Origin of the sequence: Microbacterium foliorum (assembly GCF_006385575.1) — a bacterium.
In the GTDB taxonomy this organism is placed as follows: domain Bacteria; phylum Actinomycetota; class Actinomycetes; order Actinomycetales; family Microbacteriaceae; genus Microbacterium; species Microbacterium foliorum_B.
Window position 1 is genome coordinate 1,017,714 of record NZ_CP041040.1, and the last position, 26,413, is coordinate 1,044,126.

Consider the following 26,413-nt stretch of genomic DNA (forward strand, 5'->3'; position numbering starts at 1 on the left):
CATGGACCAGATCACGCTTCTGCTGGAGGGCTTCGCCGGAGCCCTCACACCGATCAATCTCCTCTGGGTGCTGGTCGGAGCGGTGCTCGGCACCGCGGTCGGGGTGCTCCCCGGGCTCGGTTCATCGATGGCCGTGGCGCTGCTGCTGCCGATCACGTTCAGCCTCGACCCCATCGCAGCCTTCATCATGTTCGCAGGCATCTACTTCGGCGGTCTGTTCGGCGACTCGACAGCGGGCATCCTGCTGAACACACCGGGCAACTCCTCGGCGATCGCCTCGTCTTTCGAGGGCAACCGCATGGCGCGCAGTGGACGCGCCGGCAAGGCGCTGGCGACTGCCGCCATCGGTGCGTTCCTCGGCGGCATCCTCGCCACACTGGTCACCGTGTTCGCGATGCCGCTGCTCGTCTCGATGGCGACGATGTTCGGCCCGGCGGAGTACTTCGCGCTCGCCGCCTTCGCGTTCCTCGCCGTCAGCTCGGTGGTCTCGGAGTCCATCATCCGCGGCCTGCTCTCGCTCGGGGTGGGCCTGGCGCTGGTGCTCATCGGCATCGACGGTCCGAGCGGCACGGAACGCTTCACCTTCGGCATCCCGCAGCTGTTCGACGGCCTGTCGATCGTGGTGATCACCGTGGGGCTCCTCGCGCTCGGTGAGGTGTTCGCCGTGGCCTCCCGCATCCACACCGAAGACGGGTCGGCGCAGACGATCGCACAGGGCCGCGCGCGCCTGAGCTGGTCGGACTTCCGTCGCGCGCTGCCGGCGTGGCTGCGCGGCACGGGCTTCGGGCTGCCGTTCGGGATCATCCCTGCCGGCGGTGCCGAGGTGCCGACCTTCCTGGCCTACGGACTGGAGAAGCGGCTGGCGAAGGCGGGGAACGACACGGATTTCGGCACGGTGGGGAGCATTCGCGGCGTCGCCGCCCCGGAGGCCGCCGCGAACGCGACGGCGGGTACCGCGATGGGCGCTCTGCTCGCACTCGGCCTGCCGACCTCGGCGACGGCGGCGATCATGCTCGCCGCCTTCCAGCAGTACGGACTGCAGCCGGGGCCGCTGCTCTTCACACGCACCCCGGAACTCGTGTGGACCCTGATCGCCTCGCTGTTCATCGGGCTGGTCGCCCTCTTGATCCTCAACATGGGCTTCGCGTCGCTGTGGGCCAAGCTGCTGCTGATCCCCAAGCACTATCTGTATGCGACGATCACCGTCCTCGCGGTGCTGGGCGTGTATGCGATGGGCTCGTCCGTCGTCGACGTCTGGGCACTCATCGCCATCGGTCTGATCGGCGTGCTGATGCGCCGCTTCCGCATCCCACTCGCCCCGGTGATGATCGCCGTGGTGCTCGGCCCGCTGGCGGAGACCGAGCTGCGCCGAGCGCTCGCCGTGTCGGCCGGGGACCCGATGGTGCTCGTCTCGAGCCCCTTCACGATCACCCTGTACGCGATCCTCGCGGTCATCGCCGGGATCTCGGTCGTGCAGCACATGCGCAACCGCCGTCGGGTGGCCACCGCGGCCGAGTCGGTCACGGTGTGAGGGGCGGAGTCAGTAGCTCGTGTGCGCGGTGGCGTCCTGGTCGGGGATCCACTCCGCCGCGAGCTTCTCCGTCGCACGCGCCAGGATCGACACGTCGGCTGCGACCAGAACGAAGGACGCGCCGGCGTCGAGGTAGCGGCGAGCCGTCGCCGGAGAGAATGCATTGACGCCGACGGGCTTTCCTGCACCGCGCACCGTCGTGATCGTCTGTTCGACGGCGGCGATGACATCCGGATGCTCCTGCTGCCCGAGCAGCCCCATGGATGCGGCCAGATCACTCGGACCGATGAACACCCCGTCGACCCCGTCGACCTCGGCGATCGCGCGGGAGTTGCGCACCGCGGCATCCGTCTCGATCTGCACCGTGAGCGAGGTGATCTCGTGTGCACGCTGCAGGTAGTTCTCGATCCGATTGAACTGCGCGGCGCGAGCCAGCGCGCTGCCGACCCCTCGGGTGCCGAGCGGCGGGTAGCGCGTGGCAGCGACAGCCCTGGATGCCTCTTCTGCGGTGTTCACCATCGGCACCAGCAGATTCTGGGCTCCCAGATCGAGGACCTGCTTGATGAGCACCGGATCATTCGCAGCCAGCCGCACCACCGGGGTGATCGGGTACGGCGCGACGGCCTGCAGCAGCGAGAGGATCGACTCCAGTCCGATCGGGCTGTGCTCGCCGTCGATCAGCGTCCAGTCGAGACCGGAGCCCGCGACGATCTCGGCGACGATCGGACTCCCCGAGCAGATCCATGCGCCGATCAGCGGTCGTTCGGATGCAGCGAGTCGATCGCGGAACGACGGTGAGGGGTTCAGATGAAGCGGCATGCGATCGTTCCCATCGGTCCGTAATCGCACAGCACCTCGTCGCCGCGCGACACCCACATCGGGCGTGTGAACGATCCTGCCAGGATGATCTCGCCAGCCTCGAGACGCGCGCCGTGCTGGTGGAACTTGTTCGCGAGCCATGCGACCCCGGTTGCCGGATGGCCGAGCACGCCGGCTGCGACGCCGGTCTCCTCGATCTCGCCGTTGCGCGACAGCACGCCGGGCACCCAGCGCAGGTCGATCTCGTCCGGCCGCCTGCGCACGGTGCCGAGCACCATCGCGCCATAGGCGGCGTTGTCGCTGATCGTGTCGACGATCGTGCGGCCCTCGAGCTCGATGTGCGAGTTCAGCACCTCGAGCGCCGGAACCGCATAGTCGATCGCCGCGAGGGCGTCGTCGAGCGTGCAGTCGGGACCCTCGAGCGGATGCTTGAGCACGAACGCCAGCTCGACCTCGATGCGCACGTTCGAGAAGTGGTCGACCGGGATCTCGGCGCCCGACTCGTAGACCGTGTCGTCGAACATCACGCCGTAGTCGGGCTCGGTGATGCCGGTGGCCTGCTGCATCGCTTTGGACGTCAGGCCGATCTTGCGGCCGACCAGGCGGCGTCCGGCGGCGATCTGCGAGTCACGCCACACGCCCTGGATCGCGTAGGAGTCCTCGACGGTCGCGTCGGGGTAGCGCGCCGTGATGCGCGGGATCACCGAGTGCGTCCGGTCGGCCTCGGCCAGTTCTGCGGCGATCTGCGTGACGGTGTCTGCTGACAGCATCCGTGCCCTCCTCAGAGCTGGTGGCCGAGCTTGTACTCGCCCTGCTTGTACTCGGGCATGGCCTCGTCGTCGTCGGGACGTGTGTACGAGAAACCGTCGGCGCCGATCGTGACGGCCATCTCCGAGCTGTCGGTGCGCGCGACGACCGGCTGGGGGTTGCCGTCGAGGTCGAGCACGAGCGAGGCCTCGGTGTACCAGGAGGGGACGACCGGGTTGCCCCACCAGTCGCGACGCTGGTTGTCGTGCACGTCCCACGTGATGACGGGGTTGTCGGGGTCGCCCGTGTAGTAGTCCTGCGTGTACACCTCTACGCGATGGCCGTCGGGGTCGCGCAGGTACAGGTAGAAGGCGTTCGAGACGCCGTGGCGGCCGGGGCCGCGCTCGATCGCGTCGGAGCGGCGCAGTGCTCCGAGCTTGTCGCAGATCGCGAGGATGTTGTGCTTCTCGTGGGTCGCGAAGCACACGTGGTGCATGCGCGGCCCGTCTCCGCCGGTCATGGCCGTGTCGTGCACGGTCGGCTTGCGGCGCATCCAGGCCGCGTAGACCGTGCCCTCGTCGTCCTGGATGTCCTCCGTCACACGGAAGCCCAGGTCCTGCATGAACTTCACGGCGCGGGGCACATCGGGGGTGACCTGGTTGAAGTGGTCGAGACGCACGAGCTCGCCGGGGATGTGCAGGTCGTACCGCCACGACATCCGCTCGACGTGGTCGGACTGGTGGAAGAACTCGATCGGGAAGCCGAGCGGATCGACCACGCGCACCGATTCACCCACGCCCTTGACGAAGCCCTCGGGGTTGCGACGCACGTCGCAGCCAAGCTCGGTGTAGAACGCCACCGCGAGATCGAGGTCGGCGGCCGAGCGCACGCGGTACGAGAAGGCCGCCACCGCGGCGATCGGCCCCTTGCGCAGCACGAGGTTGTGGTGGATGAACTCCTCGGTCGAGCGGAGGTAGATCGCCTCGTCGTCCTCCTCCGTGACGTACAGGCCCAGCACGTCGACGTAGAAGACCCGCGACGCGGCCAGGTCGGTGACCACCAGCTCCATGTAGGCGCAGCGCAGCACGTCAGGAGGAGTACTCTCGGGGGTCGGAACGGGGTTGTCGGTCTGGATCGGAGCCTCCTGGCTCACGTAGTAGCCCGAGGAGGTCAGCGTCTTCGCAGTCTTGTCGGTCATTGCAGCGTCCTTGCTCAGTTCTTGCCGAAGGTCGGGTTGTGGGCACCGCCGAGCGTGATGTGCACGCTCTGCTGGTCGGTGTAGAAGTCGATCGAGCGGTAGCCGCCCTCGTGACCGAGACCCGAGGCCTTGACGCCACCGAACGGGGTGCGCAGGTCGCGCACGTTGTTGCTGTTCAGCCACACCATGCCGGCCTCGACGGACTGCGAGAAGTTGTGGGCGCGCTTCAGATCGTTCGTCCAGATGTACGCGGCGAGCCCGTACTTCGTGTTGTTCGCGAGTGCCAGCGCCTCCTCATCGGAGTCGAACGGCGTGATCGCGACGACGGGTCCGAAGATCTCCTCCTGGAAGATGCGGGCGTCGGGGGAGACATCGGCGAACACCGTCGGTGCGACGAAGTTGCCCGTATCGAAACCCTCGGGGCGGCCGCCGCCGGCGACGAGGCGGCCCTCGGTCTTGCCGATCTCGACGTAGCTCATGACCTTGTCGTAGTGCTCGGGGTGCACGAGGGCGCCGACCTCGGTCGCCGGGTCGTGCGGGTAGCCGACCTTGACGCGCTTCGCCTGCGCGGCGTACTTCTCGACGAACTCCTCATAGATCGAGCGCTCGACCAGGATGCGGGATCCCGCTGTGCAGCGCTCGCCGTTGAGGGAGAAGACGCCGAAGATCGTCGCGTCGACCGCGGCCTCGAGGTCGGCGTCGGCGAACACGACGGCGGGCGACTTGCCGCCGAGCTCCATCGAGAGTCCCTTGAGGAACGGGGCGGCGTTGCCGAAGATCAGCTGCCCGGTCGAGCTCTCGCCGGTGAACGAGATGAGCGGCACGTCGGGGTGTTTGACGAGCGCGTCTCCGGCGTCCTCGCCGAGACCGTTGACGAGGTTGAAGACGCCCGCAGGCAACCCGGCCTCCTCGAAGATCCCGGCCCAGAGCGAGGCGGAGAGCGGTGTGAACTCGGCGGGCTTGAGCACCACGGTGTTGCCGGTCGCGAGTGCGGGGCCGAGCTTCCACGACTCGAGCATGAACGGCGTGTTCCACGGCGTGATGAGCCCGGCGACGCCGATCGGCTTGCGGTTGACGTAGTTCATCTGCTTGCCGGGCACCTTGAAGGCGTCATCGGACTGCGCGACGATCAGGTCGGCGAAGAAGCGGAAGTTCTCGGCGGCTCGGCGGGCCTGTCCGAGCGCCTGGGTGATCGGCAGCCCCGAGTCGTACGACTCGAGCTCGGCGAGACGGGCGTCGCGCGATTCGACGATGTCGGCGATCCGGTGCAGCACGCGCGAGCGCTCGCGGGGGAGCATTCGCGGCCAGGGACCCTCGTCGAACGCGCGCTTCGCTGCCGCGACGGCGAGCTCGATGTCGGCCTTCTTGCCGGCGGCCGCCGTGGTGTAGGTCTTGTTCGTCACCGGGTCGAGCACGTCGAAGGTGTCGCCGTCGACCGAGTCGACGAACGCGCCGTCGATGTAGTGCTGGATGTGCTCGGGCAGGTCGGCGGGGATGCGGGAATCGGTCATGACTCGTCTCCTGAGTTGTGGTGAGAACGGGCGTGCAGGGCGTCGAGGAAGGCATCCCTCGTGCGCAGGCGGTGGTTGCGGGCGGCGAGCTCGATCTCGAGCGGGTCGGCACCCGCTCGGATGAGCTCGAGGATCTGTGTGTGCTCCTCGACGGAGTGCTGGGCACGGCCGGGCACATACGCGAACGTCGAGTCGCGGATGCCGGAGAGACGCGCCCATCCTCTGTGCACGAGATCGAGCAGATGCGGGTTCGGGCAGGGCTGGAAGAGCAGGGAGTGGAACTGCCTGTTGAGTTCGGTGAACGCGTGCGCATCGAGGTGACCGAGCATCTGCGTCATCCGCTTGTTGACCGCCTCCGCTGCGTCGAGCGTCGCATCCTCGAGCAGGGGCGCGGACAGGGCCGTGGCGGCGCCCTCGACCAACCCCAGCGTCTCCATGGTGTGGGCGTACTCGCTCTCGTCGACGAGCGTGACACGGGCGCCGACGTTGCGCTCGAAAGTCACGAGACCCTCGGCTTCGAGGCGGCGGATGGCTTCGCGCACCGGCACGACGCTCATGCCCAGCTCTTCCGCCAGCGATCCCAGCACGAGGCGGTAGCCGGGCCCGAAGATGTGGCCGGAGATGCGCGACCGGATCCAGGCATAGGCCTGCTCCGACTTGCTCGCGTTGGACACGGTGGTCATCGGGCAGTCCCGGCGACCGGACTCTGGGTGCCTGAGCCCGTCGAAGGGCCCGTCGCGGCCTCGTACTTCGCGCGCCATTCCGCATTGAGTGGGAACAGTCCGTCGACGGGGTGCCCGGCCGCGACCTGCTCGGCGATCCAGGCGTCCTCGATCTCCTGCGCGAGAGTGTCGTCCGCGACCTGCTCGGCCAGGGCCGGTGGGATCACGACGACACCGTCGCCGTCGCCCACGATGATGTCTCCCGGCTGCACGGTGGCACCGCCGCACGAGATGGTGATGTCGGCATCCCACGGCACGTGCTTGCGCCCGAGCACCGAGGGGTGGGCGCCCTGAGAGAAGACGGGGAGCCCGATCTCCGCTACGGCGTCGAAGTCGCGCACGCCGCCGTCGGTGACGACGCCGGCCGCGCCACGGGCACGAGCACGCAGAGCGAGGATGTCGCCGAGGGTGCCGGTGGTCGCGTCGCCACGGGCCTCGATCACGATGATCTCGCCCTCGTCGACCGAGTCGAAGGCGCGCTTCTGCGCGTTGTAGCCTCCGCCATGGGTCTTGAAGAGGTCCTCACGGAACGGGACGAATCTCAGCGTCTTGGCGGTGCCGACGATCTTGCTGCCGGGGATGTTGGCGGAGACGCCGTCGATGAAGCACGAGTGGTGGCCGCGTCTGCGCAGCTGTGCCGAGAGACCCGCGGTCGGGGCCTCGAGCAGCTTGGCGCGGAGCTCGGGGGAGAGGGCGGGCGCTGCCTCGTCGGCGGGGAGTCCCGCTTCTTCGCGCGAACCCCAGGCCTCGGTGCGCTGCAGGTCGTCGACGGCGGGGAGCGAGCCGATCTCCTCATCGAAGGGAACATCGCCCTGCGTGACGGTGGTGACGAGCCGGCCGGAGGAGGGGGAGCCCTCGGCATCCGGTGCGTCGACCTCGACCTCGACCACGTCGCCGGGAACGATCACGGACGATCCGGCGGGCGTGCCGGTGAGGATGACGTCACCGGGTTCGAGGGTGAAGTGCTGAGAGAGATCCGCGACGAGCTGCGCCAGCGGGAAGATGAGGCCGGCCGTGGTGTCGTCCTGACGCAGCTCGCCGTTGACCCAGGCCCGCACGCGCAGGGCGGTGGGGTCGACGATGCGGGCGTCGATGAGCTCGGGGCCCAGGGGCGTGTAGCCGTCGCCGCCCTTGGAGCGGACGTTGGAGCCCTTGTCGTTGGCGCGCAGGTCGTAGAGCCCGAGGTCGTTCGAGGCGGTGACCCAGCCGACGTGGCTCCAGGCGTCGTCGAGCGAGACACGACGAGCGGCGGTGCCGATCACGAGGGCGATCTCGCCTTCGAAGGCCAGCAGTTCGGTGCCGGCAGGGCGTTCGACCGTGCCGCCAGAGACGCCGACCGAACTGGCCGGCTTGAAGAAGTAGGAGGGAGCTGCGGGCCGACGGCCGCGCTGATCGGCACGGGAGGCGTAGCTCAGATGGATCGCGATGATCTTGCCGGGGCGGGTCATGGATGCCGTCACGGGGGCGCCTCCTCGCGCTGTGGATCGACGCCTTGTGCGTCGTATTCGAAATCATATATCATCGTGTCACCCCTCGGCAAGCAACTCGACACCCCTCGTACGCGAGCCGTGACAATGCGGTCACAATCAAAGGAGACACCCCTATGAGCGGGCAGTCACAGGCTGGGTTCACACCCACCGGAACCATCGCGACACCGGCCGATCGGCGCCGGGTCGTGTTCGCCACAGTCGTCGGCACCACGGTCGAGTGGTACGACTTCTTCATCTACGCCACGGCCGTCGGCCTGGTCTTCGGGCAGCTGTTCTTCGAGCCGCTCGGAGCGAACAGCGCCATCGTCGCGTTCGCCACCGTCGGCGTCAGCTTCCTCTTCCGGCCGCTCGGGGCGTTCCTCGCCGGCCACTACGGCGACAAGCTCGGGCGCAAGACCGTGCTCATGTGGACGCTGATCCTGATGGGCGCGGCCACCGCGCTCATCGGCGTGCTGCCGACCTACGAGGCGATCGGAATCGCCGCACCGATCCTGCTGGTGCTGCTGCGCATCCTGCAGGGCATCTCAGCCGGCGGCGAGTGGGGCGGTGCGGTGCTGATGGCCGTCGAGCACGCTCCGAAGGCGAAGCGCGGGATCTTCGGTGCCTCGCCGCAGATCGGCGTGCCGCTCGGTCTGCTGCTCGCGTCGGGTGTGATGGCGCTGATGACGGTGATCGCTCCGGGCGATCAGTTCCTCGAGTGGGGCTGGCGCATCCCGTTCCTGCTCAGCGTCGTGCTGATCCTCGTGGGCTACTACGTGCGCCGCAAGGTCGAGGAGAGCCCGGTCTTCGTCGAGCTCGCCGAGCGCAAGGAGAAGGCGAGCATGCCGATCGTGCAGCTGTTCCGCAAGCACCTGCTGCTCGTGATCGTCGCTGCGTTCGTCTTCGCCGGCAACAACGCGGTCGGATACATGACGACCGGCGGGTACATCCAGGGATACGCCACCAACCCCGAGGGGCCGATCGGCCTCGAGCGCGGACCCGTGCTGTGGGCGGTCGCCGGCTCTGCCGTGACCTGGTTGATCACGACGCTCCTCGCAGGGTGGCTGTCGGACCGCATCGGTCGGCGCACGACGTACATCATGGGTTGGGTGATGCAGCTCGTCGGCGTGTTCACGCTGTTCCCGCTGGTCAACTCGGGGGAGATCGGGCTGCTCTTCGCGGGCCTCGCGATCCTCACGATCGGTCTCGGGTTCACCTACGGCCCGCAGGCGGCTCTCTACGCGGAGCTCTTCCCCGCGAGCATCCGCTTCTCGGGCGTCTCGATCTCGTACGCGATCGGCGCGATCGCCGGAGGCGCGTTCGCCCCGACCATCGCGACCGCCATCGTGCAGGCGACCGGTTCGACGCAGGCCGTCACCTGGTACCTCGCCGGCATGACGCTGCTCGGCCTCGTGGCGACCCTGCTGCTGCGTGATCGCTCCGGGATCCCCCTGGGGCCGGATCACGAGGAGGAGCAGTCCGTGAGTCCGATCCGTGGGCTGGCCAAGGTCTGATCTCGATCAGCCGTCCACAATTCAGCATCGACGATGGTGCAGGCGATGCGTCGCTCCGGTTCTTCCGGGGCGACGCATCTGCCGTCTCCCGTTCATGCTGAATTGTGAACGACGTCAGCCGTCGAGGGCTTCTCGGATCGCCGACGCGGAGCGCCACAGCCGGGCTGCGATCTCGGCGTCGTCGAGGTCGGTGGCAACGTGCACGACCGCGATCGCCGCTGGGCGCTGACCACGCAGAGCGAGCGGCACTGCGACCGATTGCACGGTGGGGATGACCTCGTCGTGGCTCGTGGCATATCCGCGTACGCGGGCCTCGTCGACCTCTGCGTGCAGTGCTGCCCGCGGGTCATCCGGCCACTGGGAGAACGGAAGCTGCGTGAGGATCGCCTTGCCCGGGGCCCCGACCGTGACGGAGTGCCTGGCGCCCGGCCGCTGAGCGACGCTCGCGATCGCATGACGGGGCTCGATGCTCGCGAGCGTGATGCAGTCGTCTCCGTCGAGCACGCCGAGGAAGCAGGTCATGCCGAGTTCGTTCGCGATCGCGGTCAGTTCCGGGATCGCCTCGGCCTGAAGGTCGTGGGCGACGCCGGCCGCCAACGCCGCCATGCGCGGGCCCAGCGTCACGGCGCCCGCCGAGTCTCTCCCGATGAGCCGGTGGTCTTCCAGCGTACGCAGCAGTCGGTAGGCCACCGAGCGATGCACCTCGAGTCTCGAGGCGATCTCGTCGATCGTCAGCGGGATGCGCGCATCGGCGAGCACCTCGAGGATCCGGATGCCGCGGCTCAGAGTCTGCGAGGCCGGAGTGCCTTCGGGCATGCGTGCGCTCCCTTGCGTTCCGGGACGGCCGTCCCTAAGCTGTGTTCAATAGTAGAACGTTGTGTTCGAATATAGAACACGATTTGTTCGAAGGCAACACCCGACAGTGACGTCCGGAAGGAATCGACGACGATGCAGTTCCACCACCACGGCTATGTCTCTGGAGACCCGCGTGTGAAGGATGCCGAGGGCATCGGCACCGAGCGGCCCGTAGACCTTCCCGACGAGATCGATGTGCTGATCGTCGGCTCCGGTCCCGCCGGCATGCTGCTCGCCGCCCAGATGTCGCAGTACCCCGATGTCTCCACGCGCATCATCGAGAAACGTGAGGGGCGTCTGGTGCTCGGTCAGGCCGACGGCATCCAACCGCGCAGCGTCGAGACGTTCCAGGCCTTCGGGTTCGCCGAGCGCATCATCGCCGAGGCCTACAACATCGGCTGGATGAACTTCTGGGGACCGAACCCCGAGCGTTCGAACGAGATCGTGCGCACCTCGCGGACCGCCGACTACGCCTACGACATCTGCGAGTTCCCGCACCTGATCGTCAACCAGGCACGAGTGCTCGACTACTTCGCCGAGGCGGCGGCGAACGGTCCCGGTCGCATCGTCCCCGACTACGGCATCGAGTTCGCAGGACTCACCGTGCACGAGGAGGGCGAGTATCCGGTAGAGGCCTCGCTGCGCCACGTCGCGGGGGAGCGGGCCGGTGAGGAGCGCACGATCCGCGCGAAGTACGTGGCCGGATGCGATGGTGCGCGCAGCGGCGTGCGCCAGTCGATCGGACGTACGCACGTCGGGGGCAGCGCAGCTCACGCCTGGGGCGTCATGGACGTGCTCGTCAACACCGACTTCCCCGATTGGCGCACCAAGTGCGCGATCAACTCGGAGGCGGGCAACATCCTGCACATCCCTCGCGAGGGCGGCTACCTCAGCCGGATGTACATCGACCTCGGCGAGGTCGCAGAGGACGACGATCATCGCGTGCGCCAGACGCCGATCGAAGACATCATCGCCAAGGCGAATGCGATCCTCAGCCCCTACACGCTCGACGTGAAAGAAGTGGCCTGGCACAGCGTCTACGAGGTCGGGCACCGGGTCACCGACGGGTTCGACGACGTGATCGACGGGTCCGGCCGCACGCCGCGAGTGTTCCTCACGGGTGATGCCTGCCACACGCACAGCGCCAAAGCGGGCCAGGGCATGAATGTGTCGATGCAGGACGGGTTCAACCTCGGATGGAAGCTCGGGTCGGTGCTGACCGGCCGGGCGCCCGAGGCGCTGCTCGCGACGTACGGCGCCGAGCGTCGGCCCGTCGCCCAGCAGCTCATCGACTTCGATCGAGAGTGGTCGACGCTCATGGCGCGCAAGCCCTCGGAGATCACCGACCCGACTGACCTCGCGACGTACTATCTCGCGACGGCCGAGTTCCCGTCCGGGTTCATGACCCAGTACACGTCATCGATGATCACCGGCTCCGACGCGCACCAGGCGCTCGCGGGCGGCTTCCCCTTGGGCAAGCGCTTCAAGTCCGCCGAGGTCGTGCGCGTCGGCGACGGCAACGCGATCCACCTCGGCCACCATGCCAAGGCCGACGGTCGCTGGCGCGTCTACGCCTTCGCGGGCCGCGATGCGGCGACGCTCGACGCATGGGCGGCTGAGGCTGCGCCCGTCTTCGAGCGGTTCACACCCTCGGATGCCGACATCGACGCCGTCTTCGACGTCAAGGCGATCTACCAGCAGCCGCACGAAGAGGTCGAGGTGACCTCGGCGCCGGCTCTCTTCCAGCCGAAGACCGGTCCGCTCGGACTCACCGACTGGGAGAAGGTCTACGCGGCAGGCCCGTCGAAATGGACCGAGACCGACATCTTCGAGGCGCGCGAGCTGTCGCGGGACGGCGTCGTGATCGTGGTGCGCCCCGACCAGTACGTCGCGGCGATCCTCCCTCTGGATGCGACCGACGAGCTGGGTGCGTTCTTCGACGGGGCGTTGCTGCCGGCATCCTGACTCTGTCGGGCGCCCGTCGCGCGCCCGTCCCGAGGGTCGGTGGATGCGGCATGCCAGACCGCGGAGACGTCTTGCGCGCGCGAGGCAGCTCTGGTGGGTGTCGGAGGCCACGCGTACTCTGAGGGCCGATGGGCGAAGTCGCCCCGACAGGAGGAGCGTGTGATGGATTGGAAGATCGAGCTGATCTTCGTCCCGGTCTCGGATGTCGACCGGTCGAAGGAGTTCTACGAGAAGATCGGCTTTCACGCCGATCACGACCAGGTGCCGTATGACGGCCTTCGGTTCGTGCAGATGACGCCTCCCGGCTCAGCCTGCTCGATCGCCTTCGGCACAGGGCTCGAGATCGCACTCGAGCCCGGCCAGCAGAACACCATCCAGGTCGTCGTCCCGAATGCCGATGAGGCGCTCGCCCATCTTCAAGGGCTCGGGGTCGCGGCACAGGGTGTCGATGAGCAGGGGTGGGGTCGGTTCGTCACCTTCGACGACCCGGACGGCAACACATGGACGTTGCAGGAGCTGCCGGACTACAGCGCTCAGGGCTGAGTGCTCGGTGCGGCCGAGGCGCTCAGCGCTGGGTGAGTGCGAACAGCGCCTCGGGCGCACCCGAGGGGAACAGCACGCGTGCGCCGGAACGGATGTCGTCGATCGACACCCACCGCACGGGACTGCCCTCGTCGAGGATGCGGAGTTCGGCGTCGAGAGGCACGGTATCGAGCGCTGCGGAAGACACCGCGAACACATGCGCGATCTCGTGGCAGGGCGCGCCCTCGTACGTGAAGATGCTCTCGAAGACGCCGAGCGGCTCGGCATCCTCGAGTGTGACGCCGAGCTCTTCCATGAACTCACGGCGCAGCGCGTCTGCGGCCGTCTCGCCGAACTCGATGCCTCCGCCGATCGCGCGCAGGAAGTCGATTCCGCGCGTGCGGTCGTGCCCTTCCAGGGCGAGCAGGTGCCCGTCCTTCACGGGCAGGCCGACAGCGATGTTGCGGATGGCAGGCATCCCGGAAGGCTAACGCACCGTGTCGCTGCTCGTGTCAGTCGAGCAGCGTCGCACCGCCCGAGACCTCGATCCCGCCGGTCGGCGGGATCCTGACCGTGAGCAGGCTCGGTCGCCGGACGTGCGCGCCCTGGTGGATGCGCACGGTCGTCTCCGGGTGGACGAGCGCGCGCAGGTACGCCCCGGTGGATGCTGCGGCCGAGCCGGTCGCCGGGTCTTCGGTGATGCGGCCGACGGGGAAGAGGTTGCGAGCGTCGAAGTCGGCTGGACCGACGGAGTGCAGCACGGTGACGGTGCCGAGCCAGCCGTTCTCGCGCATGAGTGCGGCGACCTCGGCAGGGGAGAAGCGGAACTGGTCGAACAGCTCGCGGTCTTCGACGACCAGGATCGGATGCCAGTTGCCGGCGAACGCCTCTTTCGCCGGGAAGCGCTCATCGAGATCCGACCCGGCGAGGCCGAGCGATCCGAGCAGGCGCTCGAGCACGTCGGGATCGAGATCGCGCACCTGCGGTTCGACGCTGGTGAACGATACGGTCACCCCAGCGTTCTCCTTCACGACCGACCGCAGCGCCACCGCACCCGCGTTCGTGTCGAACACGACCTCGCCGGGGCCGTCTCGCTCGGCGAGGGCGACGGCCGTCGCCACGGTCGCATGACCGCAGAACGGCACCTCCGCCGCCGGAGAGAAGTAGCGTGCCCGATATCGCGGCACACCGGCGTCGTCCGTGCGATCGACGAGGAAGGCGGTCTCTGAGAATCCGACGTCCGCAGCGATGCGCTGCATCCTCTCGTCGGTCAATCCGTCGGCGTCGAGCACGACACCTGCGGGGTTGCCGCCGTCTGGGCTCGCCGCGAAGGCGCTGTACCGCAGGACACCGGGATCATCCGTCATGACGAGAAGCCTAGCGATCGTGCATCATCAGGAATTCACGCGGATGATCTCCTGCTGGTACGGCGCGATGACGTCGCCCGAGATGCGCAGATCCAGAAGCAGGAATCGCCGAGCCGTGGGATGCTCCTGCGCCCAGGTGCCGAGCCGATCGAGGTCGGCGAGGGTCTTGACGACGACGCCCTCGGCGCCGACCGCGGCGCCGAACGCCGCGAAGTCGACTTCGGGAATGAGCATCGGTCCTTCGGCGAGGCCCTTCAGTCCGTAGAGGTTGACCTCGGCACCGTAGGCGGCATCGTTCCAGATCACGGCGATGCCGCGGCCCGCCGCCGCTCGGACGGCGGACTCGAGGTCGGCGATCGCCATGAGCCCGCCTCCGTCACCCGAGGTGAGGACGACCGTCGAATCGCGGCGGGCGAGGGCCGCACCGACGACACTCGGCCAGCCCTGACCGATCGACTGGAAAGCGGTGCCGACCATCATCATCCGGTCGGGTGCCTCGACCGGCCAGTACATGTTCGCCCAGCCGATGAAGTGACCGCCGTCGGAGACGACCACGCGGTCGTTCGGCAGCAACTCGGCGATGCGGCGTGCGGCCGAGCGGGGATCGAGTCGACCGTCGGGTGCGAGGTCGTCTCCCCCGTCATAGGCTCGCGCGGCTGCGACATCGACGGTCTCGCGCCACGGCTGCCCGGGCACGGCTTCGGATGCCCGGTGCGACGCGCCGTGCGCGACCCACGGCGTCCCGGCCGGGCGGGACTCTGCTCCGAAGCCGTGCCCGGAAGCGGAAGCGGAGGGGGGAGCGGAGGCGGGGGCGAGAGCAGACCCGAGCGAGCGGACCCGGGTGACCAGCGCCTCTGCCGCGACTCGCGCGTCGGCACGGACGAAGCCGCCGACGTGCGGGTGGCTGGCCGCCGGGGCGATGTCGATCTGGAAGACCCTGGTGCCGGGTGCGAAGAGCTCACCGAACCGCATCGTGAACTGGTTCAGCGAGGCGCCGAAGACGACGGCGACGTCGGCCGTGCGCACGAGTTCCATGGCGCCGTCGGCTCCGAAGCCTCCCGTGACGCCGAGGTCGTACTGGCTCTCGGGAAAGACGCCGCGGCCCAGCGCCGACGACGCGGTGAGTGCGCCGGTCAGAGCTGCCAACTCGCCCAGGGCGGCTCCCGCACCGGCCAGCCAGGCACCACGGCCGGCGAGCATGAACGGGCGGGAAGCGCCGCTCAGGGCCTCGGCGATCTCGTCGAGCGTGCCCTCGGCGAACTCGCCGCGCGGAGCGAGCGGCGCGGGGATGCGGGGCGCCGGCGCCTCGGGCACCGGACCGGCCTCGAGCGATGCCACGTCATACGGGATGGCGAGCACGACGGGCACGCGGTAGCTCAGGGCGTGCTCGATCGCGATCACGGTGGTCGCCGCGGCATCCGCGTGCCCGACGGTATAGGTGCGGGCGCCGACGGCCGAGGCCAGCGCGATCTGGTCGACGTCCCACGGGCGAGGGCCGGAGGTCGGCTCGTCACCCACCACCAGCACGAGCGGCACGTGCGCCTGGACAGCTTCTGCCAGGGCCGTGAGGGTGTTGGTGAAGCCTGCGCCATAGGTCGAGGTGCCCGCGGCGATCCGCCCGGATGCCCGGAAGTGCGCATCGGCGGCGACCACCGCCCCCTGCTCGTGACGGACGGCCGTGAAGACGGCATCCGTCTGGGTCTCGATCGCGTCGAGGAAGTAGGCGTTGCCATTGCCCATCACGCCGAAGACGGCGTCGATGTGCTGGGCGAGAGTGAGTGCGACGTGCGCGGAGACGGAGGGCATGCGAGAGCCTTTCGAGACAGGGACGGAGAACATTCGTATTCCGTATGTGTCTCGCCCCCGCGTCATCGTGGGGAGCTTCGTGCCTCTTTTTCAGGCACCGGCGGCAGAGAGCGCCGGACGGTCGATCTTATCGCGCCCACGCCGACGCGGCGCCGACTTGCGCGCGTAACACCGCCGAAACGGCGACGAGGAAACATGCGGCCATGGAGTCACTGTTCGACGGATACACCTCGCGACGGTCGCCGCAGCGGGCGGGCGCCGCACCGTGGGACGAGATGTTCCCCGCAGACGCGCCGCCCGGCGGTGAGGGTGTGCGCCTGCCCTATCAGGACATGTACCCGGCGCTCGCGGCCATGGATGACGCAGAGCTGAGAGCGCGCACCGACGCCCTCGCCAGCTCGTATCTCGCACAGGGCGTCACGTTCGATTTCGCGGGGGAGGAGCGTCCGTTCCCGCTCGATGTGGTCCCTCGTGTGGTCGCCGCCGATGACTGGCGCTATGTCGAGTCGGGCGTGAAGCAGCGAGTGCGGGCACTCGAGGCTTTCCTCGCCGATGTCTACGGGCCGCAGCTCGCGGTGCAGGACGGTGTGATCCCCGCGTCGCTGATCAGCTCGTCGGCGCACTTCCACCGTCAAGCGGCCGGGATCGTCGGAGCGAACGGGGTGCGCATCCACGTCGCCGGCATCGACGTCATCCGCGACGAGCTCGGAGCCTGGCGCGTGCTCGAAGACAACGTGCGCGTACCGAGCGGCGTGAGCTACGTGCTGGCGAATCGGCGTGTGATGGCGCAGACGCTTCCTGAGCTGTTCACGAGTCTCCGGGTTCGCCCGGTCGTCGACTACCCGGGCCGCCTCCTGCAGGCGCTGCGTGCCGCGGCTCCTGACGGCGTCGACGACCCGACGGTCGTGGTGCTGACCCCCGGCGTCCACAACTCGGCCTACTACGAGCACACGCTGCTCGCGCGCATGATGGGCATCGAGCTCGTCGAGGGGCGCGACCTGTTCTGCTCGGGTGGGCGGGTCTGGATGCACACGACCGCCGGCCCCACGCGGGTGGATGTGATCTACCGGCGGGTCGACGACGAGTTCCTCGATCCGCAGCACTTCCGCCCCGATTCTGTGCTGGGCGCCCCCGGGCTGATGCTCGCTGCTCGCCTCGGCAACGTCACGCTCGCGAACGCCGTGGGCAACGGCGTGGCCGACGACAAGCTGGTCTACACGTATGTCCCCGACCTGATCCGCTACTACCTGGGTGAGGAGCCCGTGATCCCCAACGTCGACACCTGGCGGCTCGAGGATCCGGGTGCGCTCGAGGAGGTGCTCGACAGGCTCGACGAGCTGGTGGTGAAGCCGGTCGACGGCTCCGGGGGAAAGGGGCTGGTCGTCGGACCCGATGCGTCGCGCAAGACGCTGGACGAGCTGCGCACGTCACTGCGGACCGATCCCCGAGGGTGGATCGCCCAACCGGTCGTGCAGCTGTCGACGATTCCGACACTCGTGGAGGACGGATTCCGCCCTCGGCACGTCGACCTGCGTCCTTTCGTCGTGAACGACGGGCACGACATCTGGGTGCTGCCCGGCGGTCTCACCAGGGTCGCTCTGCCCGAGGGACAGCTCGTCGTGAACTCCAGTCAGGGTGGCGGCTCGAAGGACACCTGGGTGCTGGATCCATCGCTGTTCACCGGGCCGACGACGACCGTGGAGGGCGACCCGGACGCCGCGGCGGACGAGGTGTCGCTCGCCACCGGGGCGATCGCCGTCGTGGCGCCGACGCGCGAGGATCCGCACCCGCCGTTCCTCTCGTCGCCGCAGGACGAGGACCTCGAGCTGCGCCAGCAACAGCAACAGCAACAGCAGCAGGGAGGCGCAGGATGCTGAGCCGCATCGCAGAGGCGCTGTTCTGGATCGGCCGCTACGTCGAGCGGGCCGACGGCACCGCGCGCATCCTCGACGTGCACCTGCAGCTGCTGCTCGAAGACCCGTGGGTCGAGGAGGACACAGCCTGCCGTGCACTGCTCTCGGTGATGGGGACGACAGCGGATGCCGACACCGTGCTGAGTCGTGACGACGTGGTGCGGCTTCTCGCGCTCGACCGCGAGCACTCCGCGTCGATCGCCCACTCGATCGCCTCCGCCAGGGAGAACGCGCGCCGTGCGCGGGAGATCATCTCGACGGATCTGTGGGAGACGCTCAACGAGTCGAACGCCCGGATGCCCCGTCGCATCGCCTCAGACAAGACGCATCCGTTCTTCCGATGGGTGCGCGACCGGTCGGCGCTGGCCTTCGGCGTCGTCGACTCCTCGACGAGCCGTGATGAGGCATGGCACTTCTTCGTGCTCGGACGCTCGATCGAGCGCGCCGACATGACCGCGCGTCTGCTGGCGACGCGGTCGCTGACCGAGGCCGGGGGCCCGAGTTGGACGACGCTGCTGCGCAGCTGCGGCGCCTACGAAGCCCATCTGCGCAGCCACCGAGCGGTGCCGACGGGTGCGTCCGCGGTGGAGTTCCTCCTGATCGACCGTCTGTTCCCCCGATCGGTGCTCTCGAGCATCCTGCAGGCCGAGGAGTGCCTGCGCGGCATCGATCCGGCCGGTGCGTTCGGAGTGCCCGACCGGGCTCATCGCGTGCTCGGTCGCATGCGGTCGGAGCTGGAGTACCGACCGATCGGTGACACCGTGCACCGGCTGTCGGAGAGCATGGAGGAGGTCCAGGTGGGGATGTCGGTCGCGAGTGACGCGATCAGGGAGCGGTATTTCCCGTCGATCGCGATGCCGGTGTGGATCGGAGAAGCGCTGTGAGCCGCCTCCAGATCGTGCACCGCACGGGTTTCCGCTACGAGCAGCCGGCGACGGCGTCGTACAACGAGGCGCGCATGCTGCCGCACTCCCGCGAGGGCCAGTTCGTGCTGCAGGCGACGCTCGACATCTCGCCGACCGCGACCCAGCATTCGTACTCCGACTATTGGGACACGCGGGTCTCGACGTTCGAGCTGCTGACCCCGCACCAGATGCTCTCGGTCACGGCGACGAGCGTGGTCGACGTCAGGCCGCTGCCGACGGCGACCGCCGGGATCGACTGGGATGAACTGGAAGCCCGGATCCCGCAGTCGCTCGCGTTGGCCGAATGCGTCGCGCAGACCCCTGCCACCGCTCCGGATGACGAGATGCGCGATCTCGCCCTGCACTTCGAAGCGGAGGGCGGCGGGGTGGACGAGACAGCCCTCGATATCTGCCGCGCGGTCGGGGAGGCCATGGAATACCGCAGCGGCGTCACGGGCGTGAGCTCGACGGCGCGCGACGCCTGGCCTGCGCGATCCGGGGTCTGTCAGGACATCGCTCACGTGGCTCTCGGTGTGCTGCGCGCGGCGGGGATCCCGGCGCGTTACGTGTCGGGGTACCTGCACCCCGATCCGACGGCCGCGATCGGGCAGTCGGTGACGGGGGAATCGCATGCCTGGGTCGAGTGGTACTCCGGTGAGTGGCGCGGGTACGACCCCACCAACCTCGTCGACATCGGCGAATCGCACGTCTACGTCGGCCACGGCCGCGACTATGCCGATGTCGCTCCGCTCCGCGGCGTGTACGCCGGGCCGAGTGCGTCGGAGCTGTTCGTCTCTGTCGAGATCACGCGCCTCGGCTGAGGTGACGACATGGCCGGACGACGAGCGGCAGTGGGGAAGAATGAGACGATGACGGATGCATCGATCGAGCGCGAGACGCTCACCTGGGACGGCTTCGGATCCGCGACGCGAGATCTCGCGCGCAGCATCCTCGAGAGCGGCTTCGTGCCCGAGGCGGTGGTGGCCATCGCCCGCGGCGGTCTGCTGCCCGCAGGTGCCATCGCCTACGGTCTCGGTGCCAAGAACTGCGGCGCGATCAACGTCGAGTTCTACACCGGCATCGGCACCGTGCTCGATGCCCCGGAGGTGCTGCCGCCCGAACTCGACATGGCCTATCTCGACGGTCGTCGCGTGCTGCTCGTCGACGACGTCGCCGACTCGGGCCGCACGCTCGCACTCGCGGTGCAGCTGCTCAAGGACAAGGGCGCAGACGTGCGGTCGGTCACGATCTACACCAAGCCGTCGACGATCATCCAGCCCGACTACGCGTGGAAGGACACCGATCTGTGGATCAACTTCCCGTGGTCGTTCCAGGGCACGGTGCGTGAAGAGGATCTCGGTCTCGCGCCGTCGGCCTGACGCACGCTCATCCTCGCTGCAGTGAGCGCAGAGTCTGGATCGTGTCGGCGTCTGCGACGGTCTTGTCGGGGCGGTAGGCCTTGACTCGCGCGAAGCGCAGCGCGATGCCCCCGGGGTAGCGCGGAGAGCGCTGGACGCCGTCGATCGCGATCTCGACCACGAACTCCGGGCGCAGAAACACCGTCGACTGCGTGCGCCGTGTTTCGAACTCCGGGAAATGCTCGGTCTGCCAGCGCAGCAGCTCGTCGGTCAGACCCTTGAACGTCTTGCCGACCATCACGAGTCCACCCGGCTCGCCGAACTCTCCGCTCGGATCGAGTGCGCCGAGATGGAGGTTCGAAAGCCACCCCTGTCGTCGGCCCGAGCCCCACTCGGCTGCGAGCACCACCAGATCGTAGGTGAGCACGGGCTTGACCTTGACCCAGGACTTGCCGCGACGCCCTGCCGAGTAGGGAGCGTCGATTCCCTTGACGAGCACACCCTCGTGCCCGGCACTCAATGCGTCACGGGACAGCTGCTCGGCGGCTGCGGGATCGTCGGTCACGATGCCCGGCATCCGCCACTCGCCGGCGACACGTTCGAGCTCCGCCAGGCGGGTCGAGAGCGGCTCGTCGAGCAGATCGCGGCCGTCGACGTGCAGCACGTCGAAGAACCAGGGCCGCAGCACGAGCTCTCGCGACACATCAGCGCCGAACCGTGACATCGTCTCCTGGAACGGCCGCGGACCGCCGTCCTCATCGAGCGAGAGGGTCTCGCCGTCGAGAATCAGGTCGTGGGCCGGAAGACGTCGCACGATCTCGACGATCTCGGGCACGCGGTGCGTGATGTCGGCGAGGCTGCGGGTGTACACGCTCACGTCGTCGCCGCTGCGGTGCACCTGGATGCGCGCACCGTCGAGCTTGTACTCGACGGACGCCGTGCCCGTGACCTCGAGGGCCGCAGTCGGCGTGGTTGCGGTCGAGGCGAGCATCGGCAGCACGGCACGGCCGACCACGAGCCCGACCGCGTCGAGCTCGGCCGCCGTGCCTGTGAGGGCGATGACCGCCGTGTCACCCAGGTCGCCCGACAGCATCGCTGCTCGTCGCACGGATGCCGCAGGGCGCTCAGAGGCGCGAGCGATCGCGTCGAGCAGCACGCCGCCGAGCGCACCGGTGCGCAATTCGCCGAGCATCGCGCGCGACAGGAAATCCCATTCGGCGGCCATGGCGCGGCTGGCGAGAGCGGAGAGCAGATCGGTCCGGGCGGCTGCAGACCCCGAGCCCGAAGCGCCGGACAGAGCCTCGAACGCCGCGTCGACGTCACTGATCGACAGCGACGGCTCGTCGGCGTGCGTCACCTCGAGGGCGGAGATCCCGCGCCAGCCCACACCCAGGCGCCCCTGACGCGGTGCCGCGAGGAGCAGCCCGACGAGGGTGGGGACGTCGTCGGCGTCCGCGCGCGCGAGCAACCGTGAGAGTGCATCGATCTTGGCGAGGCGCGATGCGGTGGCGGCGACCTCTTCAGCGGTGGAGACCAGCTCCGAGAGCAACATGGATGCAGTCTGGCACCGGCATCCGACATCGGCGAAACCCTTGCCTTCACCCTCGCAGTCACAGTAGAACGGCGAGATCTCAGCGCCCGCGGAACTCAGGCTTCCGCTTCTGCTGGAACGCGGCGAAGCCCTCGCGGTAGTCGTCGGTGTCGCACAGCGCGGCCTGAGCGGCGTTCTCGAGGTCGATCGATTCCCACAGCGCCAGCCGCTCGTCGCGGATCCGCGTGACGAGCTGCTTGCTCGCCAGGAACGCGGCGGTGGCACCGCGGGCGGCGGTCGCGGCGGCATCCGTCGTCGTCTGCAGCACCTCGTCGTCGGGGAGTACGCGTGAGAAGAGGCCCGAGGCCACGGCTTCGGCGCCGCTCATCAGACGCCCCGTGTAGATGAGGTCGAGCGTCTTGTGGGCGCCGAGGCGCTCGACGAACAGGGCGTGCCCGCCCGAGTCGAGGGTGGCGCCCAGCGCCGCGAACGGCGAGCCGACCTTCGCCGACTCCGCGACATAGACGACGTCCGTGGCGATCAGCAGTCCGAGTCCGACGCCCAGGCACGCACCGTGGGCGACCGCGAACGTCGGAGCGGGAAAACGCGCCATCCGCTGCAGCAGGGGAGTCACGAGCCCGCCGAGGTAGCCCATCACGTCGTCGTCGCGAGGATCCACGGCCGAGATGTCACGACCGGCGCAGAACGCGCGGCCCTCGCCCCGGATCACGAGCGCGCGCACGCCCGCCGCATCGGCCTCGTCGTATGCACGGCCCAGATCGCGCAGCGCCTGCTCGTCGAGCGAGTTGAGCTTGGCCGGCGCGTTCAGGACTATCGTCGCGACGTCGTCGGCGATGGCCAGGTCGATCATCGGATGCTCCTTAGACGTCGTAGTCGACCACGACGCGGTCGCTCGTCGGGTGCGACTGGCAGGTCAGCACATAGCCGCGTTCGAGTTCGTCGGGCTCGAGCGCATAGTTCTCGGTCATCGTCACGCTGCCCTCGATGACCCTGGCGCGGCACGTGCCGCATACGCCGCCTGCGCACGCGAACGGGGCGTCGGGCCGCACCCGCAGAGCCGCGTTCAGCACCGACTCGTGCGCATCGACAGGGCTCTCGACCGTCGACGAGACGCCGTCGAGGTTCACCTCGATGCGGATCGTCTTCGCGCCCGCCCGCACCTCGACCGGCCGTGCGGCGCGCACAGGTTCGTCGCCGGTCGTGAAGAGCTCGAACCGGATGTGCTCGCGGGGCACGCCGACGTCGGCGAGCACCTCGCGGCACAGATCGACGAGCGAGAGCGGACCGCAGAGGAACCACTCGTCGACGTCGCTCGGGTCGATGAGCATCGCGAGGATCGTGCGCAGCTTCTCCTCGTCGATGCGTCCCGACAGAACGGGAGCCGTGCGCTGCTCACGTGAGAGCACGTGGTGCAGTGTCACTCGCGTCGGATAGCGGTCCTTCAGGTCGGCGAGATCTTCGAGGAACATCACGTCGAGTGTCGAGCGGTTCGTGTAGAGCAGGGTGAAGCGCGAGGTGTCGGATCGCGTCAGCACGGTGTGGGCGAGAGCCATCAGTGGCGTGATGCCCGAGCCCGCGGCGATCCCGACGATGTGGCGCTGATCCAGATCGTCGAGCCCGGAGGTGAACGTGCCCTGCGGGCTCATCACATCGATCTCGAACCCGGCATGCAGCCCGGTCTGCGCCCAGGTGGAGAAGAGGCCGCCCTCGTCGCGCTTCACGGCGACGCTGAGCCGGGTGGGCATGCCCGCCGCGATCTGCTCCGCCGTGCGATGCTCGGGCGCGCGGCACAGCGAATACGACCGGCGCACCTCGGTGCCCTCGAGGGTGGTGCGCAGCGCCACGTACTGGCCCGGCAGGTGGTCGTAGTCGTCGGCGAGCTCAGCGGGAACCGTGAAGCTCACCTCGACGGAGTCGTCGGTGAGTGGTCGCACCTCTTCGACGGTGAGGGTGTGGAAGCGGGCGCGCTTCCTCGTGCTCGATGCGGAGGACGGACGGACGGATGCCGGTGAGACGGCACCGGGTGGGGCGAACAGCGACATCAGTGCACCTTGAAGTGGTCGAAGGGCTCGAGGCACGCGCGGCACTCGAACAGCGCCTTGCACGAGGTGGAGCCGAAGCGCGAGACCTCGCGGGTGTCGAGCGACCCGCACCGCGGGCAACGCACGCTGATCGTCAGGCGGATCGGGCCCGACGACAGCGCAGAACGCCCGCTCGGCGGGGCGATGCCGTACTGCGACAGCTTCTGCTTGCCGGCATCCGACATCCAGTCCGTGGTCCAGGCGGGGGAGAGCACGAGGCGCACGTCGACCTGCGCGTAGCCGGCAGCGGTGAGCGCCAGGATGACGTCGTCGCGGATCGTGTCCATCGCGGGGCATCCGCTGTACGTGGGAGTGATGTCGACCCGCACGTTCTCACCGTCGACCACCACGGAGCGGAGGACGCCGAGATCCTCGATCGTGAGCACCGGGACCTCCGGATCCGCGACGGCAGCAGCGATCCGCCATGCGTCGGTCTGCAGGGATTCGGTCACCACGATGCCCCCGGATGCCGCCGCGCGAGCACCTGCATCTCGGCGAGCAGATGACCCATCGGCGTCGCATGCGCACCTCGACGCCCTCCGGCGGAGGACGCAGCGACGGTGGGTCTCTCGAGGTCGGCCTCGGCGAACACCGTGTCGACGACCGCGTCGAAACCGCCGCGAAGCGTGGACGGGCGAACGGCGGCATCGCCGAGGCGATCGATCAGCGGCTCATCGCGGAAAAGCTCGTCGACATACGGCCATACATCTCCGAGCGCGCGGATCATCCGCTGCCGTGATTCGTCGGTGCCTCCCGCGAGGCGCAGCACCCACTGCACTGCGTGGTCGCGGTGGTAGTCGACCTCTTTGAGGGACTTCTCGGCGATCGCCGCGAACGTCTCGTCTGTGCTCGCCCGCAGCGCCGAGTACAGCTCGAACATGTACGTCGACACCACGAACTGCCGCGCGATCGTCTGCGCGAAGTCGCCGTTGGGCTGCTCGACGATCCAGGCGCTGCGGAACTCGGGCTCGTCGCGGAAGTACGCGAGGTCGTCTTCGGAGCGTCCGTCGAACGATCCGGCGAAGTGCAGGAACGAGCGGGCATGGCCGAGCAGATCGAGGGCGATGTTGCCCAGAGCGACGTCCTCTTCGAGCTCGGGCGCACGCGCGATCCAATCGCCGAGCTGCTGAGAGAGGATCAGGGCGTCATCGCCCAGCCACAGCGCGTACTCGGCGATGTCGGCGGATGCCGCGGTCGCGCCCGCACCGGTGAGTTCGTCGCTCAGGCGCAGTTCGTCGACGGAGACGTCTCCGTGGATGTCGTTCACAGGTGCGGCACCCCCTCGGAGGCCGTGTAGTACACCGCATGCCGATAGTTCTTGCCCGCGGGGCTCTCGAAGTAGGCGCCCTTCGCGTCAGGGTCGCTCGTGGTGATCGCATCGGCCGGCACGGCCCAGATCGACACGCCCTCGCCGCGGCGCGTGTAGAGGTCGCGGGCATTGCGGATCGCCATGTCGGCATCCGGAGCGTGCAGGGATCCGACGTGCACGTGGCTCAGTCCGCGGTTCGCGCGGACGAAGACCTCCCAGAGAGGCCAGGGCTCGCGTTCGTCGGCACCGGGCGTCGCCATCACGCCGCTCCCGCCCCGGTCGTTGAGCGAGCCGCAGGCGAGCCGAAACGCTGCTTGCGGGCGTACTCGGCCGCGGCCTCACGCACCCAGGCGCCGTCCTCGTGCGCCGTGCGGCGACGTTCGAGACGTTCGGCGTTGCAAGGGCCGTTGCCGCGCAGCACCTCGAAGAACTCGTCCCAGTCGATCTCGCCGATCACGTACTGGCCCGTCTCGTCGTCGAAGCGCAGATCAGGATCGGGCAGGGTTACACCGAGGATCTCGGCCTGCGGCACCAGCATCCCGACGAAGCGCTGGCGCAGCTCGTCATTCGTGAAGCGCTTGATCTTCCACTTCATCGACTGGGCGGAGTTCGGGGACTGGTCATCCGGCGGCCCGAACATCGCCAGGCTCGGCCAGTACCAGCGGTTCACGGCATCCTGCGCCATCTGCCTCTGCTCTTCGGAGCCCTGCATCAGCGAGAGCAGGATCTCGAAACCCTGGCGCTGGTGGAACGACTCCTCTTTGCACACCCGAACCATCGCCCGGCCGTAGGGGCCGTAGGACGCCCGGCAGAGCGGCACCTGGTTGCAGATCGCGGCTCCGTCGACGAGCCACCCGATCGCGCCCATATCGGCCCAGGTCGGCGTGGGGTAGTTGAAGATCGACGAGTACTTCGCCTTGCCGCTGATGAGCTGGTCCATCATCTCGTCACGCGTGATGCCGAGGGTCTGCGCCGCCGAGTAGAGGTAGAGGCCGTGGCCCGCCTCGTCTTGCACCTTGGCCATCAGGATCGCCTTGCGCTTGAGGCTTGGGGCCCGTGTGATCCAGTTGCCCTCGGGCTGCATGCCGATGATCTCCGAGTGCGCGTGCTGCGAGATCTGACGGATCAGCGTCTTGCGGTAGGCGTCGGGCATCCAGTCGCGGGGCTCGATGCGCTGCTCGTTCGCGATGAGCTCATCGAACAGGCGCTCCTCATCGGAGAGCTCGCCATCGACGAGGGAGAGGTCTGCGGGGCTGGTCATCATCGACT

25 protein-coding genes are annotated in these 26,413 nt (G+C 68.5%); 8 read left to right on the top strand and 17 right to left on the bottom strand.

The window, feature by feature from the left end; translation table 11 throughout:
- Nucleotide 1: 1 nt before the first annotated feature.
- Nucleotides 2-1,531, top strand: coding sequence for a tripartite tricarboxylate transporter permease (locus FIV50_RS04895; RefSeq protein WP_140036456.1), 1,530 nt, complete (start codon nucleotides 2-4; stop codon nucleotides 1,529-1,531).
- Nucleotides 1,532-1,540: 9 nt separating this feature from the next.
- On the opposite strand, the gene FIV50_RS04900 is transcribed toward FIV50_RS04895, so the two are convergent.
- Genes FIV50_RS04900 through FIV50_RS04925 form a run of 6 tightly spaced genes read right to left on the bottom strand, consistent with a single transcriptional unit; the run spans nucleotide 1,541 to nucleotide 7,976 of the window.
- Nucleotides 1,541-2,350, bottom strand: coding sequence for an HpcH/HpaI aldolase family protein (locus FIV50_RS04900; protein WP_140036457.1), 810 nt, complete (start codon nucleotides 2,348-2,350; stop codon nucleotides 1,541-1,543).
- Nucleotides 2,335-3,120 carry a 2-keto-4-pentenoate hydratase gene (locus tag FIV50_RS04905; protein WP_140036458.1) on the bottom strand — a complete coding sequence of 262 codons (786 nt, stop codon included), beginning with the start codon at nucleotides 3,118-3,120 and terminating at the stop codon, nucleotides 2,335-2,337. The genes FIV50_RS04900 and FIV50_RS04905 overlap by 16 nt, the downstream gene beginning before the upstream one ends.
- Before the next feature lie 11 nt (nucleotides 3,121-3,131).
- Nucleotides 3,132-4,295, bottom strand: a complete 1,164-nt coding sequence (gene hpaD, locus FIV50_RS04910) for a 3,4-dihydroxyphenylacetate 2,3-dioxygenase (RefSeq protein ID WP_140036459.1) — start codon at nucleotides 4,293-4,295, stop codon at nucleotides 3,132-3,134.
- Between the two features lie 14 nt (nucleotides 4,296-4,309).
- Nucleotides 4,310-5,806: a 5-carboxymethyl-2-hydroxymuconate semialdehyde dehydrogenase gene (gene hpaE / locus FIV50_RS04915; protein WP_140036460.1), complete on the bottom strand. Its 1,497-nt coding sequence runs from the start codon at nucleotides 5,804-5,806 to the stop codon at nucleotides 4,310-4,312.
- Nucleotides 5,803-6,489: a GntR family transcriptional regulator gene (locus tag FIV50_RS04920; protein ID WP_140036461.1), complete on the bottom strand. Its 687-nt coding sequence runs from the start codon at nucleotides 6,487-6,489 to the stop codon at nucleotides 5,803-5,805. Before FIV50_RS04920 ends, hpaE begins: the two co-directional genes overlap by 4 nt.
- Complete coding sequence (locus FIV50_RS04925) at nucleotides 6,486-7,976, bottom strand: fumarylacetoacetate hydrolase family protein (protein ID WP_140038636.1); 1,491 nt, start codon at nucleotides 7,974-7,976, stop codon at nucleotides 6,486-6,488. The genes FIV50_RS04920 and FIV50_RS04925 overlap by 4 nt, the downstream gene beginning before the upstream one ends.
- A gap of 155 nt (nucleotides 7,977-8,131) precedes the next feature.
- Between FIV50_RS04925 and FIV50_RS04930 the strand changes: the two genes are divergently transcribed.
- Nucleotides 8,132-9,511, top strand: coding sequence for an MFS transporter (locus FIV50_RS04930; RefSeq protein WP_140036462.1), 1,380 nt, complete (start codon nucleotides 8,132-8,134; stop codon nucleotides 9,509-9,511).
- 114 nt (nucleotides 9,512-9,625) lie between these two features.
- On the opposite strand, the gene FIV50_RS04935 is transcribed toward FIV50_RS04930, so the two are convergent.
- On the bottom strand, nucleotides 9,626-10,327 hold the full coding sequence (locus tag FIV50_RS04935; protein WP_140036463.1) for an IclR family transcriptional regulator: 702 nt from the start codon (nucleotides 10,325-10,327) through the stop codon (nucleotides 9,626-9,628).
- 132 nt (nucleotides 10,328-10,459) lie between these two features.
- Between FIV50_RS04935 and FIV50_RS04940 the strand changes: the two genes are divergently transcribed.
- Nucleotides 10,460-12,331: an FAD-dependent monooxygenase gene (locus tag FIV50_RS04940; RefSeq protein WP_140036464.1), complete on the top strand. Its 1,872-nt coding sequence runs from the start codon at nucleotides 10,460-10,462 to the stop codon at nucleotides 12,329-12,331.
- Between the two features lie 162 nt (nucleotides 12,332-12,493).
- The gene (locus tag FIV50_RS04945) at nucleotides 12,494-12,874 is read left to right on the top strand and encodes a VOC family protein (RefSeq protein WP_140036465.1); all 381 of its coding nucleotides are present in this window, start codon (nucleotides 12,494-12,496) and stop codon (nucleotides 12,872-12,874) included.
- 22 nt (nucleotides 12,875-12,896) lie between these two features.
- Here the strand turns inward: FIV50_RS04945 and FIV50_RS04950 are convergent, their stop codons facing one another.
- The 3 genes from FIV50_RS04950 to FIV50_RS04960 are packed head-to-tail and all read right to left on the bottom strand — an operon-like array spanning nucleotide 12,897 to nucleotide 16,026.
- Nucleotides 12,897-13,331 (bottom strand): NUDIX hydrolase, encoded by a 435-nt coding sequence (locus tag FIV50_RS04950; protein WP_140036466.1) that lies wholly within the window; start codon nucleotides 13,329-13,331, stop codon nucleotides 12,897-12,899.
- 34 nt (nucleotides 13,332-13,365) lie between these two features.
- Nucleotides 13,366-14,220 carry a PhzF family phenazine biosynthesis protein gene (locus tag FIV50_RS04955; RefSeq protein ID WP_140036467.1) on the bottom strand — a complete coding sequence of 285 codons (855 nt, stop codon included), beginning with the start codon at nucleotides 14,218-14,220 and terminating at the stop codon, nucleotides 13,366-13,368.
- Nucleotides 14,221-14,247: 27 nt separating this feature from the next.
- The gene (locus FIV50_RS04960) at nucleotides 14,248-16,026 is read right to left on the bottom strand and encodes a thiamine pyrophosphate-binding protein (RefSeq protein WP_140036468.1); all 1,779 of its coding nucleotides are present in this window, start codon (nucleotides 16,024-16,026) and stop codon (nucleotides 14,248-14,250) included.
- A 203-nt stretch (nucleotides 16,027-16,229) separates the two neighbouring features.
- Here FIV50_RS04960 and FIV50_RS04965 point away from each other — a divergent pair, with 203 nt between their 5' ends.
- From FIV50_RS04965 to FIV50_RS04980, 4 genes are read left to right on the top strand one after another with little or no spacing between them, the layout of a single operon-like run.
- Nucleotides 16,230-17,903, top strand: a complete 1,674-nt coding sequence (locus FIV50_RS04965; protein ID WP_140036469.1) for a circularly permuted type 2 ATP-grasp protein — start codon at nucleotides 16,230-16,232, stop codon at nucleotides 17,901-17,903.
- Nucleotides 17,897-18,823, top strand: a complete 927-nt coding sequence (locus tag FIV50_RS04970) for an alpha-E domain-containing protein (protein ID WP_042539371.1) — start codon at nucleotides 17,897-17,899, stop codon at nucleotides 18,821-18,823. The genes FIV50_RS04965 and FIV50_RS04970 overlap by 7 nt, the downstream gene beginning before the upstream one ends.
- Entirely contained in the window at nucleotides 18,820-19,665 is an 846-nt protein-coding gene (locus tag FIV50_RS04975) for a transglutaminase family protein (protein ID WP_140036470.1), read from the top strand. The genes FIV50_RS04970 and FIV50_RS04975 overlap by 4 nt, the downstream gene beginning before the upstream one ends.
- A gap of 48 nt (nucleotides 19,666-19,713) precedes the next feature.
- Nucleotides 19,714-20,223, top strand: a complete 510-nt coding sequence (locus FIV50_RS04980; RefSeq protein WP_140036471.1) for a phosphoribosyltransferase — start codon at nucleotides 19,714-19,716, stop codon at nucleotides 20,221-20,223.
- A gap of 7 nt (nucleotides 20,224-20,230) precedes the next feature.
- Here FIV50_RS04980 and FIV50_RS04985 read toward each other — a convergent pair whose 3' ends face one another.
- From FIV50_RS04985 to paaA, 7 genes are all read right to left on the bottom strand, one after another.
- A complete protein-coding gene (locus FIV50_RS04985; protein ID WP_140036472.1) occupies nucleotides 20,231-21,754 on the bottom strand; it encodes an ATP-dependent DNA ligase in 1,524 nt (507 codons plus the stop codon).
- 79 nt (nucleotides 21,755-21,833) lie between these two features.
- On the bottom strand, nucleotides 21,834-22,604 hold the full coding sequence (locus FIV50_RS04990; protein ID WP_140036473.1) for an enoyl-CoA hydratase/isomerase family protein: 771 nt from the start codon (nucleotides 22,602-22,604) through the stop codon (nucleotides 21,834-21,836).
- A gap of 10 nt (nucleotides 22,605-22,614) precedes the next feature.
- Nucleotides 22,615-23,796 carry a 1,2-phenylacetyl-CoA epoxidase subunit PaaE gene (gene paaE / locus FIV50_RS04995; protein WP_140036474.1) on the bottom strand — a complete coding sequence of 394 codons (1,182 nt, stop codon included), beginning with the start codon at nucleotides 23,794-23,796 and terminating at the stop codon, nucleotides 22,615-22,617.
- Nucleotides 23,796-24,287, bottom strand: coding sequence for a 1,2-phenylacetyl-CoA epoxidase subunit PaaD (gene paaD / locus FIV50_RS05000; RefSeq protein ID WP_140036475.1), 492 nt, complete (start codon nucleotides 24,285-24,287; stop codon nucleotides 23,796-23,798). The genes paaE and paaD overlap by 1 nt, the downstream gene beginning before the upstream one ends.
- Nucleotides 24,284-25,093, bottom strand: coding sequence for a 1,2-phenylacetyl-CoA epoxidase subunit PaaC (paaC, locus tag FIV50_RS05005; RefSeq protein WP_375137402.1), 810 nt, complete (start codon nucleotides 25,091-25,093; stop codon nucleotides 24,284-24,286). The genes paaD and paaC overlap by 4 nt, the downstream gene beginning before the upstream one ends.
- Before the next feature lie 5 nt (nucleotides 25,094-25,098).
- Nucleotides 25,099-25,404 (bottom strand): 1,2-phenylacetyl-CoA epoxidase subunit PaaB, encoded by a 306-nt coding sequence (gene paaB, locus FIV50_RS05010; RefSeq protein WP_056308954.1) that lies wholly within the window; start codon nucleotides 25,402-25,404, stop codon nucleotides 25,099-25,101.
- Nucleotides 25,404-26,405, bottom strand: a complete 1,002-nt coding sequence (gene paaA / locus FIV50_RS05015) for a 1,2-phenylacetyl-CoA epoxidase subunit PaaA (RefSeq protein ID WP_140036477.1) — start codon at nucleotides 26,403-26,405, stop codon at nucleotides 25,404-25,406. The genes paaB and paaA overlap by 1 nt, the downstream gene beginning before the upstream one ends.
- Between the last annotated feature and the right edge of the window lie 8 nt (nucleotides 26,406-26,413).